Genomic DNA, 14,372 nt, shown 5'->3' with positions numbered 1-14,372 from the left:
TCAATATATTTATTAAGTGGATCATCTTGCTTAACTACCATCTTTATTTCTATAAGTTGATTAAAAGAAGCCTCAACTATTTTTTTAGGTAAATCAAATATCATACTAACTTGGTTTACAGCATCACCTAAATAAACCCAATCAGACAATATACTTTGCATAACTAAAAACAATGGTTGCGTGAGAAGGTCACTAAAGTAAGTGTCTAAAGTTGATGTATTTCTAATGAAAAATCCTTTTGGAGTATTAATTCCATTAACACCCATAGCCATTCTAATTTTCATCATGTTTAACCTTCATTAATCGATTGGCCTCTCTTTTCACCCATTGGTTAAAGTGAGTTTCTGAATCGTTATTGAAATATGAAAAAATAGGATCTCTTACATCGTATCTCTGTATTTTAAATACACCATCATCCGATTGAAAAATACGATGTAATGTTGAATAGACTCTTGAATGAAAATATAATACAAAATAAGGTATTTCGGCTGATTCGCAAGCTAGTAAAGCAGAAGCGCTAACTCTAATATGTAATGAAACATATGGAATAGATAATTTTTCTAACTTTATTCCCGATGGAGAAAATTCTACAACATATTCTCTGATTGAATTTGAAGGAAGTATAATTTCTATTCCATATCTAGCCTGCTGTTTGCACAATACTGCAATAGAACTATCAATACGTTCTCTTTGCTTTTCTAACCATGGAACAAACTTATTTTGCAACCAAATAGAAACTGCTTTTTCTAGCCCATCAATTCCAAGACATTTAGGGTCATCATCTTGGAGCGGAGATAGACTCTTTGTTGGATCTACTCTTGGACGGTCAAAATTACCCGTACTTTTGACTATTGGGGAACCCTGTATATCTAGCTTAGGCATCCCATTGACCACTGAAATTACATCACCAGGTAGTAATGTAACCATTTCTATCCCTGGTAGATAAGGCTTAATCTCTTCTATGAAATCTTTTGGGTGCATGGGGAAACTATAATAATTTGCCCAATCATATTTATCAACGTATTTCATCCCAGAACAACCTGGAGCAAAAAATAATGGTTCAAGTGCTTTTATTCCTGTTAGCATATTCTCAATGTCAGTACTAGGAAATTCTATATCCCAATATGTTAAAAACCGATGTTGTACATCTGGATAAGCACCTATCAATACAGGATTATTACTGCAAAATGTTTTTATACACTGCGCTTCATTAACATCTAAATAATAATCACCGGAATACGCAATCGCATCTTTTCCATCTTTAATGGTGAATCTGAATTGGAAATTCTCAAGGATTTTCTCACCAGTAAATAGAATTTTTAGTGAATTTATTTCTATTGTTTCCCCAGCTTTTGCAATTTGAAAGTTGCTAAATCCGAGAATGCTTAGACCTAATTTGATACTCTGCGATGGGGGGAAAATGACTAATGCATCGCGATTTATCATCGATAAACTTTCTAGCTCAAAATGGCCTGGGTGTTGATGAGTAATAATTATTACATCTATTTTTGGTAATTTCTCAATATTTATAGTTCGGTTTGGACATACTTGTGCAGTTCCAACTTGAAACACTGATTTAAGCAACGGTTCTACCAATATTGTTAGATTGGTTGTTTCAATAAAATAACAAGTGTGACCCAAATATGTCCATTTCATAGGCATAACCTATTTATTAATGGTGGAATTCCTGATTATAAGAATTAACCACCTTGTGGTTAGTAATTTGCTTTTTGTCTTAGAAAATATGCCCTTAAGATACCATCTTTTTCTAAAGAGCATATTCTCAGAATAATTTCAGAAAATAGTTAGCATAATCCATATTTATGAGTATATACATGGATTAGTTGAATATGTAAGCTGAATAAATTTCAGCGAATACAGCATTGCTCCATTAATTTTGCATCTAAAGGATCAGTTTTCGATTTGATAACAAACAAGCCTTTTGGTTTGTCTGTTCCACTCGGATTAACCATCGGTGTTGTTCTACTGAGGCTTGCCGAAATTTTTTCAAGATCACTACTCGATACTTTGTTTAGTGCGTTAGAATCTTTCATTTCTCATTCCTCATTTTTTTGAATAAAACCATCAACTTATTCGTTGTTTCTGTATTGTTAACAGAGTTAATATAATCATTTTTTAACGATTAATTAACCAAATGGTAACAATTAAGTTTAAACTATATAGTTACAAAGACATTTATCTGTGATGTTTATCACATAAATAAGCTTTAAATTAGGCTGAAAATCTAAGTCATTGTAATGGTATACAATATAAATTAATGCTCTAAATTTAAATTATTCTACCCTATGCGTTAGGTAAGAATTTTCCCCACCAAATACTTTTTTGGTTTTTTTTGCGTAATTCTCCTTCCATCATAAACAGTAATGAAACAAATGTGAAAAAGCACCAATGCGTCGAAAAAAATTTCCGGTAGTTTGCATTGATTAGGGAATCAAACCCACAATTATTACTTGATTATTTTTTATATCAAAGGTATATCAAAGCCAATAAAGTTATTTTTTTCTCATACCATTTACCATTGTCCAGCCAATTCACAGATAAGTGATAATAATACTTACGAGGTAAACAATGAAAATATACAAACCGCCAATTTCAATACTCCTAATTAATACATTCGCAACAACAACTTCACGAGGTATAACCCTTCCATTTATGGCAATATATATTTCCAGTAATTTTAAATTACCACTTGAATTAGTTGGCTCTATTCTTAGTGCAAGCCTATTGGTTAGTATATTTTTTAACTCATTGACTGGATACTTAGCTGATAGACTTGACAAAATCCTAGTTATATTTGCATGTATGATGCTTTTCTCATTTAATTTGTTTTTAATTCCTATAATTTATAAATCATGGATAATGATATTAATTTTGAGCTTAATATATACCTCCAAATGGAATGTTAAATATTACGATAAAATCATGTATAGCTGAATGGACTTCTAATGAAAAAAGAATCACAGGTTTTCTCTCTCAATTATGCTTTATCAAATGCAGGTTGGGTCATAGGGGCTCCTATTGGAGTAATCGCTGCTAAATTAAATTCAACTCTTCCATTTTATCTTTCAGGAGGAATTTCTCTTATAATGTTAATTATTCTGTTTATCCGATTTTATGAAAATATATCTTTTCATAGAAATATAAACTTAGAGAATAAATCTATTTCAATAAATTTTTTTAAAACATTGAGTGTTTTATTTAAAGATCATGCCTTAATTTACTTCACTATTGGTAGCACTTTCATTTCCCTTGTGTTCAGTCAATCAGCTAGTTATATTTCTCAGTATTTATTGAAAACATCCAATGCAGACTTTGGTGTATGAAATTCTCGGAATTATTAACCCTGTGAATGCCTTTTTTAGTAATTTCATTACAATATTTTGTAAGCAATAAATTATCTAAAGAAAATATATTTCGTAGTTTTTGTTTAGGAATCATGATGTTTTTTATAGGTGTCATTGGTTTTTGGACTGCTGGGAAATCTGTATTACTCTGGGTAGTTTCAATGTTTTTTTTTACATTTGGAGAAATTATTGTCATACCATTAGAATATATGTTTATTGATCATATCGCCCCTGAAAATTTAAAAGGAAGCTATTATGGGATACATAATCTTCGATTTATTGGTGGAGCTTTGTCGCCAATAGTAGCAGGTTTTTTACTTAACTATGCTACTCCATCGTCCTTATTTTTTACACTCTGTACAGCTACTTTGCTTAGTTTGTTTTTCTATTTTATTGGATATAATTATGAGAAAAATGCAAAGAAAGCAAAAAGGGTGAGTATAGGAGAATGTAATGAACGCATCCCAACCACTTAGCCTTTGGCATTGTGCTGGAATTGAGAGATGAGATGTGGATCCTCACAGATTTCCGGCCTTATAGTGCCTAAAAGCGGGAGACTATTGCTCCCTGATGACTGGAGGATCTACCAGGGTGAGAGCGTGAATTTTTTGTTAACAAAATTTAGGGTTGACGGATAAGAAAAAACATCATCTCATCCTTCTTTTTTTAGGAAGTATTCTCATGAGCATCGATGCCTTTTCTCAATATTTCAGTACGTTAACAGACCCTCGCCAGTCGTCTAAGATCAGTTATCCTTTGTTTGATATCCTTTTTCTGGCAATTACATCCATCATCGCCGGCGCGGAAGGATGGGAAGATATTGAAGATTTCGGCGAAACGTATCTGGACTGGTATCAAAAAAAATCACTTTTCCCGAATGGAATACCGGGACATGATTCTATCGCTCGACTTATTTCTCGTCTCAATTCTGTTGAGTTTCAGCACTGTTTTATCCAGTGGGTTCAAGGGATTAATGAACGTTCTGAAGGGGAAATTATCGCCATTGACGGGAAAACATTGCGGGGAACTTATCACGGCAAGGATCGGCAGTCGATGTAAGTGCGTTTGCCACCCAGAATGGCGTTGTGATGGGGCAATTGAAGACAGACAAAAAGTCCAATGAAATCACTGCGATCCCTAAATTACTCCGTTTGCTGGATATCAAAGGCTGCCTGATAACGATTGATGCGATGGGATGTCAAACGAAGATTGCGGAACAAATTGTGCAGCAAGAAGGTGACTATCTTCTGGCGGTGAAAGGCAATCAGGAAACGCTGTATCACGCCGTCAAGAAGGCGTTGTCTGCGCAAGTCTCAGCAGTGAGTCATGCCGAAAATATCACGATAGAACAAGGGCATGGTCGTATAGAAGCGCGTGAATATCATGTATTGTCTGCACAAGCGTTATCTCAACCATTTCCTGAATGGAAAAACTTAAAAAGCATCGGCGTAGCAATCGGGTATCGAATTAATAATAAAGGAAAAGAGTCGCTCGATTATCGTTATTACATCAGTTCAGCGGAGCTAAACACGGATAAATTTGCGACCGCTGTCAGGAGCCATTGGGGGATCGAAACACGATTACATTGGGTTCTTGATGTCACTATGGGAGAAGATGCTTGCCTTATCCATCGGGGAGAATCGGCTGAAATATTGGGATGTATGCGTCATATCAGTGTCAATATGTTGCGGGCAGAAACAACCAAAAAAGCGAGTATTCGCCGAAAACAACGGCTTGCGAGCATGGATATTAACTATCTGGACAAGGTATTAGTCGCAGGATTTACGGTGTTGGGCAAGAAGTGAGCATTCACGCTCTTGCCCTGGAGGATCTACCCATGAAATTTACTCCTTTTGGCGTCGATATTGCAAAACATTTGATGCAAATTCATTTTGTCGATGAATACACCGGTGAACTTATTGATAAGCAACTGAGGAGGCCGGATTTTTTAACGTTCTTCAGTAACCGCGAACCTTGTCTGATTGGCATGGAAGCCTGTGGCGGTGCACATTATTGGGCTCGGGAATTGACAAAGTTGGGGCACACGGTTCATTTGTTGCCAACCCAATACGTTAAACCTTTTGTTGTCGGCGGAAAAAATGATGCTAATGATGCTGCTGCGATCGGTATGGCAGTCACAAGACGGGATATTCACTGTGTGCCCATAAAAAGTGCTGAGCAGCAATCATTACAGTCATTGCACAGAGTACGGGAAGGGGCTATCCAGGAAAGAACGGCTAAATCAAATCAGATCCGCAGTCTGTTTTCCGAAGAAGGCATCATATTTCCGACCGGGCTGTCTTCGCTAAAAAAAGGTCTCCTTGAGCTTATAGAGGATGGTGAGTCCGTGATAACCCCTATCCTGAGAAAGCTGGGCGGGATGTATCTTGAACAATTAGGCGTGGATCGGTGAGCTTAACGAAATGATTGACAGATATTTCAAAGAGAACGATGCCTGTCAACGGCTAGCCACCATTCCCGGTATTGGGCCAGTGATCGCCACGGCCATTGTCAGTCGCGTTGGGGATCCTAGTACTACAGCCGTAATTGCTCTGTAAGCCGATGATCTCCCCGGCGACGGTAGTGACATTGTTGCGCTCGGTATTGATGCCGTCGTCGCCAGTCTGACCAATGTAAAATCTGTTCTATTGTCTTTCCCGCTTTTTCCATCAGCTTTGACAGCCGCTTACGGAGTTCCGCTACACTGAGTGGAACCTGGCCTACCGGTGTTTTTTTTCTCCTGTACCCGCAGAACCGCCAGGACTGCATGGGCCAGCAACGACAAGGTAATATGTCGGTGCCAGCTCTGCCATCGCCGCACTTCGTAATGATCCAGCCCACATTCCCCTTTGGTTTCCTCAAAGCCACTTTCGATTTCCCAGCGACAACCCGCAACCTGAACCAGCGTATTAAGATCCGCCTGTTCTCTCAGGGCATACACCACATAGTAAGCCCGTTCCTGCCTGCTATCCCGGCTGCGCCGAACTAACAAATAATGACCATAACGTCGATCCTCTTCACTTATCTGTAAACGCCATAACGGCACGACAGCCCAGTCATACCAACGCTCACCTTTTGTCCCTGTTCCCGCTGACCGTGCTTTCCAGTCAGCGGTCGGCAATACGTTTAGCACGGATATACTCGGGTCCTTGCCACCATAAGGGGGCATTGCAGGGAATGGCTAACACGAAGGGCTGGTATCGGGACTCCAGCCAGACTCTTAGACGACGGTCACGGCCATAAACTTCATCCGCGGTCACCCAGCGACAGGGAACGCCGGCATCCAATGTTCGTTCCAGCATCTGCCGGGCCAACTGGGGTTTCGTTGCAAAAGTGACGCTGGCGGGGATACCCGCAGCTTCACAGCGGGAACGGGCATCTGTCCACTGGCGAGGCAGGTATAATGCCCGGTCAACAAAGGCATGCCCTCCGTTGCCGGCGTAACAAAGAAATACGCCTATCTGGCTGTTTTCTACCCGTCCAGCGGTCCCACTATACTGACGCTGTACCCCGGCAGAATGTGTCCCTTTTTTGATAAAACCGGTTTCATCAATGATGAGAACACCCTGTTCATCGCCCAAATTCTCAGTGACATAATCCCGCAGGATATCGCGGGCCATCTCGACATCCCAATCAGCGCGTTCCAGCAAATATTGAATCCCATCGGGGGTACTTTCCCCCATCCATTCAGCCAGTTGCCAGCTATTCTTACGTTCAACATCACTGAGCAATCCCCGAAGATAGGCAAGGCTGCGTTGTCGTGGGCCGATAGAGTGAAATAAGGGGGCCAGACGGGCATGTAATGTCAGCAGTTCTTGTTCCCAGATTTTGGCAGGGGATGGCATGTGACACCGCCTTTTATTTAAGGAAGAAGAGCCCCATCATGGCACAATATGGATTACGGCTGTAGTACTAGTCTGTTCAAAAACGGCCGACACTTTGCTGCCTGGTTAGGGTTAACCCCCAAACAATATTCCAGTGGTGGGAAAACCAGACTCGCTGGCATAACGAAACGGGGTGATGGTTATATAAGAAAGCTGTTGGTTCAGGGCGCCATAGCCGTGATTTACCATATAAACCGAAGACATGATAACTATGGTGAGTGGATAAAAAAACTAATACAGCGCCGTCCGGTAAATATTGTGGCTATCGCGCTGGCAAATAAGATCGCCAGAATATCATGGGTGATATTAATGGGTGAAGAAAAGTTCAGAGTGACACCGTAATCACAGAGGAATGAAATTTATTTTAGCTGTATTGATCTTGCTAATTGCGCAGGAAAAGTGAGATGGAAGATCGGTCAAACCGACACCTGCAAAACCTGAGATATCCGACGACCAAGAATGAATAAAGGTCTGAAGGCCGATAAGGAGCAGGTGTGCACATATCTATCATGGCTCAGCAGAAAATAACCTGCAAACACAGAAGCCGAATGTACGAACGCAGTTATGACCGCCATCCAATGAACTTATCTTGCACATAAGCGGGAGTCCATGTACGGATATAGAGCTGCAACCTACCGTCGATGCCAGAGTAATTTTTGTCTTGCAAACGGGATGCGTTCATATAGAGCATAAAATCAATGGGGTATCCGTCGTTATCGACGGCCCGGTAAAGGTAAACCCATCTACCCTTCACTTTGATATAGGTCTCATCCATCTTCCAGGGGCTCCCCACGGGCTTCTTCCTTTTTCGGAAAGCTTGCTCAAGCTGGGGCGCATAATGAACGACCCATTTTTGCACGATTGAATGATCCACATCAGCGCCACGCTCTTCCAGTAGCTCTTCGATATGGCGATAACTCAGCGGATAAGCTAACTTCCATCGCACTGCCATCAGGATGAGATCTTTCGGAAAGTGGCGACCTTTGAAACTGAGCATCATTCAACCTTAATCTGGATTTATTGGCTGACACTATAACCTGACTTTCCTATTTTCGACAGAACCCCAACGCCCTGCGTCAATAAAAACCCACCCAATCTCAACACACCGACAACTACGGCGGGTTAGTGCTGGACATTCCAACATAATCACGTATTTTTGGGAAGGTAAGTTATGGTTCACTAGGAAAAACAACATGAATAAAATAAATGAAGGTTTGGAAGGTGTAGTAATAGGAACTTCTAAAATCACTTTTATTGATGGTCTTAATGGAACATTGATATACCGAGGGTATCGAGTCGAAGATATCGCGAATAAATATTCATTCGAAGAAGTGGCATATTTACTATTGCTAGGTAAATTCCCCGAACCAGAAGAATTAATTGTATTTTCTAAGAAAATATCAGAAGCCCGTAATTTACCAAAATGGGCTTATCAAATAATGGATTTCATTCCTGAAAAAGCTAGCTATATGGCTGCTTTAAGAACTATATTATCAGCTATGCCAGTGAGCGCTCACGGTTATCCACCCGAGCTAGATGAAGCTATAAAATTGATTGCCGCAGTTCCAGTGATAATTGCCTATTTATTCAACAAAAGAAAAGGGACACAATTCAAGGAACCAGATATGTCTCTTGGTCATGTTGAAAATTATCTTTATATGCTCTCAGGAGAAAAACCATTACCTGAAAAAATTAAGTTACTGGAAACATATTTGATACTTTCAATGGACCATTCAATCAATGCATCTACCTTTACAGCCCGTGTAGTTACTTCTACAGAAGCAGACTTAACCTCTTCTATTGTAGCAGCAGTCAGTGCATTGATTGGCCCTCTTCATGGTGGGGCACCTTCTAAAGTTGACACCTTGCTCGATGAAATAGGATGTATTGAGAATGCTGAATTTACTATCAAGCAAAAGTTAGCACATGGTGAACGGATAATGGGATTTGGTCATCGTGTTTATAAAATATATGACCCACGGGGCGCTGCATTACGGTCTATATGTGAAAAATATAAAAAATTTGATCCTCTGCTTCAGTTGGGATTAGAAGTAGAACCAATTATTGTGAAAATATTAAAGGAGGAAAAACCTGGGCGTGATCTATATACGAATCTAGAGTTCTGGGCGGCCGCTGCATTGCGTGTATCTGGATTGGAAAGCGGCCTATATACTCCCACTTTTTGTCTTGGACGCATCGTGGGATGGAGCGCTCATATTATCGAACAAGCAGGTAAAAACAGACTAATCCGTCCAACTATTCTCTACACGGGCTCCATTCCAGCGTCGTAGAGGAACAACAAAATTGGAATGGAACCAGTTATAATAATACACAAAAAAATCAAAACCGAGTATATGAGATGAATCCCTGATATGACTATTAATCCGGCGGCTATTTGTATTTTTATAATTATATAATTTTTATATTAACCCGCTGGGTATTTAGATTAGATTTTATGTGTCTTAAAGACACATAAAATCTGGATTCCTATGTCGATGTAAATTGTCGCCATGTTAATAGATTAATTTATAAAGCATTAGTGGTATACATAGGTTAAAGACATTTGCTACAGCAGCATATTAAGAAAGTTTTACTCTACCGATCTAATAATATTCAAAATTATTTTTTATAAAAATAAAAAAGAGGGATGCTTATGCGTACCATAAAATTGTTCGACACGACGCTTCGCGATGGTGAACAAGCTCCTGGTAATGCCATGACTGTAGAGCAGAGAGTAGAACTTGCGAAATGGATTGACCTTACTGGCGTAGATTATATCGAAGGTGGTTTTCCTTCGTGCTCTTCGGCTGATTATGAAGCCACTAAGGCAATCAGTGAGCTAGGTTTAAACGCATCAATATCTGCCCTCGCAAGAGCTAATGCAAGAGATATTGAATGTGCAATTCGGGCAACTTCTGGAGCTCAACGTGCTCAAATTCAACTACTACTTACGGGTTCTGAAATTCACCTAGAGAAAAAACGTCATATTTCCCTAAAAGATGCTGTAGAAGAAACCCGTAACTCAGTTCATATCGCCAGAATAAATGGAGCAAAGCATATATCCCTTGGTTGTGAAGATTCATCAAGAGGTTCACTTGACATGCTTAAACAAGTGATTGCGGCAGGTTTAGAACAGGGGGCTGATTGTGTTGTATTAGCTGATACTGTAGGGGGAACTATTCCATCTAAATTTGAAGAAAAAGTGAGAGCTATACGTAACTTCATTGGCAAAGATGTTGAGCTGTCAGTTCATTGTCATAATGATATGGGATTAGCAGTGGCTAACTCATTTGCAGGTTTTGTCGGTGGTGCAGATTGTGCTCAAGTATCTTTATGTGGTATCGGTGAACGAGCTGGAAACACTGCAATTGAGGAGCTGGTTACAGTTATTTTATATCACGGTCAAGACTTTGGAATGAACGTTAATATAAATAAAATTAAAATGATTGCCGCGTGCGAAAAATTAATAAATGAAATTAATCTATTTATTTCACCTCAAAAACCTATCATGGGTAAATATGTATTTTCAACAGCAGCAGGGATTCATATTAATGGGATGCTACAAGATCCTGTGTGTTATGAATCAGTCAACCCTGATATCTATGGTCGTAAGCGAGAATATATAATAAGCCGACTTTCTGGTCGTAGTATAATTTCAGAACTAATAGAAAAATACAACCTTAAAACAACATCACCTGAAATTATCGAGCTTATGTATAAAGTAATCACCTCCAGTAAAGATGTTCATAAATATAATGATGAGCATCATTTTCGTGAACTTTTTTTTCAACAAAAAAATATTGTGGAATCAAAAAACTAATAACATAGAGACTAACAAATGAAGAAAATTATATTAGAAGAAATTGATAAGTTCATTGATGAAAATAGATATGTAAAACACGAATCTGTTCAGAACATTGTCAATAAAGTTACATCACTTTCTAACCTAAAGAAATGGGCTATTCAAAAGTATTATCAAACATATTTACAAAATGTTTCGTTTAGTTCAATACATAGTAATGCTAAAGATTATCTGGATATACGACTTTTTCAAATTGAACAACTTATTGGAGAGGAAACTAATATTCATGATGGTTCGGATAGTCATTTCAACTTAATGAAACGGTTTGCGTTTGCATGTGGAGCAGATGAACAAACAATCAAAAGTACTCCTGTTGCTGAACCTGTAAAACGATTCACAAATTATTTAATCAATTGTTGCAAAGAACGTCATCCTATTTTGGCAATGCTTGCTATTTATTGCAATGAGCGGCAAACACCAGAGAGTGCCAGTCAGATGGCGAATGCTTTAAAGTTGAAATATGGTTTCAGTGATAATGAATTAGAATGGTTTTATCTACATGGAGAGCTTGATATTGAACACAGTAACCACGCTAGAAATTTGATCTTGAAATATGCCGATCAAGTTGATTGTTTTGAACATAATGCTTGGGAAGTAGTAAAGATTGCTATCAAGGAATGGAATATGCTACAGAATTATTATTCATCCATTAAATAAGGGTTGAACTACTATGAAAAATATCTGTACTAATAAATCCCCATATTCCTGTTACAAAGAACTCTACAGTTTTGCTCGTCCATTTATTGATGCTGATTCTCATATTGAAGAAAATGAGGAAGTTTTCAAACATATTGATAAAAAATATGAACATAGGAAACCATTAATCATTGATATAAAAGATGCAATAAAGCATCGACCAACTCGAAATAAAGTGTGGTTAATAGATGGTGAAATTAGACCAAAACTAATGGGGAGAAACCCTTCATGTTATGCGAGTCCATCGACATCGGATTATGCCAAATCAAAACCTGTAAGTGTTTCAGTTCAAAGTTTAATGGACTCAAACGAATATATTGAATGTATGAAGACCATCGGGTTAGATGTAGTTGTACTCTATCCAACACTGATGTTACACCCCCTCACTCGAGATCCTGGTTTTGAGAATGCGCTGGTACAAGCCTATAACTCTTTCATGGGAGAACGTTGTGGTCAGCGACCAGAAAGTTTAAAGTGGGCAGCGGTATTGCCGATGCGCGACACAAATGCTGCGGTACTCGAAATCAGGCGGGCTAAGTTGTTAGGTGCTTCCGCTTGCATGCTATTAAGTTCAGTTGGTGATATCCCCTTGCATGACCGTCGTTTTGATCTAGTTTATGAAACCTTATGTCTTGAAAATATGCCAATGAGCATCCATGTCGGATGGCCTCATGATAGCTTGAATGATTCACTTACAAGTATTCCAGCTAGCTTAATTCTTCACTTTGAGGCTGGTATGTTACATGGCCTCTTTTCCGTCTTAGCCGGCGGTATATTAGACCGCTTTCCTAAATTAAAAGTGGCCTTTGTAGAGGCTGGTGCTGTTTGGTTACCCACATTTATTGATCGGGTAGAAAAATGGCGTAAAACTCCCACAGCAGAAATTTGGTTGGCTGAAAAAGGCCCATTGGATTATCTGCGTGACAACCATGTATTTTTTACGGTTGAAGGTGATGAACCTAGACTTGAAGAATTTGTTGACCTCGTTGGTGAAGATAGAATTCTGGGTTCCGCTGATTTTCCACATGTTCATTACGAAGGGGGAAAGCTAAGTCAAACGTTCATGAGCTTAGCGACACATCCTAATTTTACCGCTCAAACCAAAGCTAAGTTTCTTGGTAAAAACGCCAGCGATTTTTATAGGATGTGATTGATATGGGTAAAACAATGTTTGATAAGATTTGGGAACAGCATACGATTAAAACTCTTCATAATGGCGAGGATATATTGTTCATAGATCGTCACTTACTACATGAAGTCTCAAGCCCTCAAGCGTTCGAGGGATTAAGGCAACAGCAGCGTTCGGTTCGTTTCCCGAGTCTTGCTGTAGGTACTGAGGATCATATTGTTTCAACGATGCCAAATCGAGTTGGAGGGACATTTACGGAAGCAGAGCAAATGATCTCTGTGATGCGAAAAAATACAGAAGAATTTGGTATTTCTCATCACCGCATTGGTAGTGAACATCAAGGAATTGTTCATATTATTGCCCCGGAACAAGGAATAATTATGCCGGGTATGACCGTCGTTTGCGGAGATTCTCATACTTGTACTTTAGGTGCTTTAGGGACTATAGCATTTGGGATCGGAACTAGCGAAGTAGAGCATGTATTGGCAACACAGACAATAGTACAACGTCGCCCGAGTGTATTAAGGTTAAATATTGATGGAAATTCTGATAAAGAACAATATATTCTGCCAAAGGATTATATTTTACACATATGTAGGTCTCTTGGTTCTGCTGGAGCTAAAGGCTCGGTCATAGAGTTTGCGGGTACGGCTATTAGTAACATGTCGATGGAAGGACGACTAACAATATGTAACATGGCAATTGAAATTGGTGCACGTTCAGGATTTATATCTCCAGATAAGACTACTATTGACTATATATGGGCTACTGAACTGGGTAAAAATATTAATGAAAAAAACAAACTGGAACAGTTATGGTTAGCTTTAGCCAGTGACCCTGATGCAGAAGTAAAACAAGAATTGATGATCGATATTTCGAACATTGAACCACAGATTACTTGGGGAACCCTGCCCTCACAATCGATTCCAGTCAGCGGAACTATACCAATACCTAAAAATAATATTGATGAAAGGGCAATAGCCTATATGGGGCTTACTCCCGGTCAACCTATACGCGGCACGAAAATTGATACTGTATTCATTGGCTCCTGTACAAATAGCAGAATTAGTGACTTACGTATTGCAGCAAGTGTATGTCGTGGTAAAAAAGTAGCCCCTCATGTTGTTGCTTATGTGATTCCAGGATCAGAGCGCGTCAAACGTCAGGCGGAAAAAGAAGGTCTACTCAACGTGTTTACTGAAGCAGGGTTTCAGGTTCGAGAACCTGGTTGCTCAATGTGTGTGAGTGTTAATCGAGAATTTGTCGAACCTTACAAACGTTGCGTTTCAACAAGTAACCGTAATTTTGAACATCGACAGGGACCTAATGCTCGTACACATCTGGGTAGCCCCGCATTGGCTGCTGCTTCTGCAATTGTGGGTAAAATAGAAGATCCAAGAAGTGTAACGATTTAATAGTTAACCTATCTATTATCC

The 14,372-nt window shown here is 39.2% G+C and carries 13 protein-coding genes and 4 pseudogenes; 12 read left to right on the top strand and 5 right to left on the bottom strand.

All coding sequences use genetic code 11. The features are described from left to right. The 3 genes from AAC853_RS01010 to AAC853_RS01000 form a co-directional block, all read right to left on the bottom strand. A partial coding sequence (locus tag AAC853_RS01010; protein ID WP_340613407.1) for a hypothetical protein occupies window positions 1-287 on the bottom strand: 287 nt, incomplete at its 3' end. Next, complete coding sequence (locus tag AAC853_RS01005) at window positions 274-1,656, bottom strand: MBL fold metallo-hydrolase (protein WP_340613406.1); 1,383 nt, start codon at window positions 1,654-1,656, stop codon at window positions 274-276. The genes AAC853_RS01010 and AAC853_RS01005, both read right to left, overlap by 14 nt. A gap of 212 nt (window positions 1,657-1,868) precedes the next feature. Then, complete coding sequence (locus AAC853_RS01000) at window positions 1,869-2,054, bottom strand: hypothetical protein (protein ID WP_340613404.1); 186 nt, start codon at window positions 2,052-2,054, stop codon at window positions 1,869-1,871. A gap of 535 nt (window positions 2,055-2,589) precedes the next feature. Here AAC853_RS01000 and AAC853_RS17730 point away from each other — a divergent pair. The 6 genes and pseudogenes from AAC853_RS17730 (at window position 2,590) to AAC853_RS00975 (ending at window position 5,923) form a co-directional block, all read left to right on the top strand. Further along, a complete protein-coding gene (locus tag AAC853_RS17730) occupies window positions 2,590-2,955 on the top strand; it encodes an MFS transporter (protein ID WP_422824157.1) in 366 nt (121 codons plus the stop codon). A gap of 11 nt (window positions 2,956-2,966) precedes the next feature. Then, window positions 2,967-3,344 (top strand): MFS transporter, encoded by a 378-nt coding sequence (locus AAC853_RS00995; RefSeq protein WP_340613403.1) that lies wholly within the window; start codon window positions 2,967-2,969, stop codon window positions 3,342-3,344. Window positions 3,345-3,370: 26 nt separating this feature from the next. Continuing rightward, window positions 3,371-3,841 carry an MFS transporter gene (locus AAC853_RS00990; RefSeq protein WP_340613402.1) on the top strand — a complete coding sequence of 157 codons (471 nt, stop codon included), beginning with the start codon at window positions 3,371-3,373 and terminating at the stop codon, window positions 3,839-3,841. Window positions 3,842-4,046: 205 nt separating this feature from the next. Further along, window positions 4,047-5,170 (top strand): annotated as a pseudogene (locus AAC853_RS00985) (ISAs1 family transposase). Between the two features lie 32 nt (window positions 5,171-5,202). Further along, entirely contained in the window at window positions 5,203-5,778 is a 576-nt protein-coding gene (locus AAC853_RS00980) for an IS110 family RNA-guided transposase (RefSeq protein ID WP_340613401.1), read from the top strand. Between the two features lie 10 nt (window positions 5,779-5,788). Then, entirely contained in the window at window positions 5,789-5,923 is a 135-nt protein-coding gene (locus tag AAC853_RS00975; RefSeq protein ID WP_340613400.1) for a transposase, read from the top strand. A gap of 128 nt (window positions 5,924-6,051) precedes the next feature. On the opposite strand, the pseudogene AAC853_RS00970 reads toward AAC853_RS00975, so the two are convergent. Beyond that, window positions 6,052-7,210: pseudogene (locus AAC853_RS00970) on the bottom strand (IS701 family transposase). 75 nt (window positions 7,211-7,285) lie between these two features. Here AAC853_RS00970 and AAC853_RS17725 point away from each other — a divergent pair. Continuing rightward, window positions 7,286-7,430 (top strand): annotated as a pseudogene (locus tag AAC853_RS17725) (transposase); the annotation flags it as partial. A 504-nt stretch (window positions 7,431-7,934) separates the two neighbouring features. Here the strand turns inward: AAC853_RS17725 and AAC853_RS00960 are convergent. Continuing rightward, window positions 7,935-8,249 (bottom strand): annotated as a pseudogene (locus AAC853_RS00960) (IS6 family transposase); the annotation flags it as partial. 193 nt (window positions 8,250-8,442) lie between these two features. Here AAC853_RS00960 and AAC853_RS00955 point away from each other — a divergent pair. The 5 genes from AAC853_RS00955 (at window position 8,443) to leuC (ending at window position 14,351) form a co-directional block, all read left to right on the top strand. Then, window positions 8,443-9,540, top strand: a complete 1,098-nt coding sequence (locus AAC853_RS00955; RefSeq protein WP_340613399.1) for a citrate/2-methylcitrate synthase — start codon at window positions 8,443-8,445, stop codon at window positions 9,538-9,540. A gap of 362 nt (window positions 9,541-9,902) precedes the next feature. Further along, window positions 9,903-11,069 (top strand): LeuA family protein, encoded by a 1,167-nt coding sequence (locus AAC853_RS00950; protein ID WP_340613398.1) that lies wholly within the window; start codon window positions 9,903-9,905, stop codon window positions 11,067-11,069. Window positions 11,070-11,087: 18 nt separating this feature from the next. Beyond that, a complete protein-coding gene (locus tag AAC853_RS00945; protein WP_340613396.1) occupies window positions 11,088-11,768 on the top strand; it encodes an iron-containing redox enzyme family protein in 681 nt (226 codons plus the stop codon). Window positions 11,769-11,781: 13 nt separating this feature from the next. Beyond that, a complete protein-coding gene (locus tag AAC853_RS00940) occupies window positions 11,782-12,957 on the top strand; it encodes an amidohydrolase family protein (protein WP_340613394.1) in 1,176 nt (391 codons plus the stop codon). 5 nt (window positions 12,958-12,962) lie between these two features. Beyond that, entirely contained in the window at window positions 12,963-14,351 is a 1,389-nt protein-coding gene (leuC, locus tag AAC853_RS00935) for a 3-isopropylmalate dehydratase large subunit (protein WP_340613392.1), read from the top strand. Window positions 14,352-14,372 lie beyond the last annotated feature (21 nt).

The sequence above is a fragment of the Xenorhabdus thailandensis genome, assembly GCF_037996785.1.
GTDB classification, from domain to species: Bacteria; Pseudomonadota; Gammaproteobacteria; order Enterobacterales; family Enterobacteriaceae; genus Xenorhabdus; species Xenorhabdus griffiniae.
This window is presented reverse-complemented; position numbering and strand designations above follow the sequence as displayed.

Coding starts and splice junctions, on each gene's coding strand:
- AAC853_RS01005 (WP_340613406.1), bottom strand. CDS start 1,656: ATGAAATGGACATATTTGGGTCACACTTGTTATTTTATTGAAACAACC.
- AAC853_RS01000 (WP_340613404.1), bottom strand. CDS start 2,054: ATGAAAGATTCTAACGCACTAAACAAAGTATCGAGTAGTGATCTTGAA.
- AAC853_RS17730 (WP_422824157.1), top strand. CDS start 2,590: ATGAAAATATACAAACCGCCAATTTCAATACTCCTAATTAATACATTC.
- AAC853_RS00995 (WP_340613403.1), top strand. CDS start 2,967: ATGAAAAAAGAATCACAGGTTTTCTCTCTCAATTATGCTTTATCAAAT.
- AAC853_RS00990 (WP_340613402.1), top strand. CDS start 3,371: ATGCCTTTTTTAGTAATTTCATTACAATATTTTGTAAGCAATAAATTA.
- AAC853_RS00980 (WP_340613401.1), top strand. CDS start 5,203: ATGAAATTTACTCCTTTTGGCGTCGATATTGCAAAACATTTGATGCAA.
- AAC853_RS00975 (WP_340613400.1), top strand. CDS start 5,789: ATGATTGACAGATATTTCAAAGAGAACGATGCCTGTCAACGGCTAGCC.
- AAC853_RS00955 (WP_340613399.1), top strand. CDS start 8,443: ATGAATAAAATAAATGAAGGTTTGGAAGGTGTAGTAATAGGAACTTCT.
- AAC853_RS00950 (WP_340613398.1), top strand. CDS start 9,903: ATGCGTACCATAAAATTGTTCGACACGACGCTTCGCGATGGTGAACAA.
- AAC853_RS00945 (WP_340613396.1), top strand. CDS start 11,088: ATGAAGAAAATTATATTAGAAGAAATTGATAAGTTCATTGATGAAAAT.
- AAC853_RS00940 (WP_340613394.1), top strand. CDS start 11,782: ATGAAAAATATCTGTACTAATAAATCCCCATATTCCTGTTACAAAGAA.
- leuC (WP_340613392.1), top strand. CDS start 12,963: ATGGGTAAAACAATGTTTGATAAGATTTGGGAACAGCATACGATTAAA.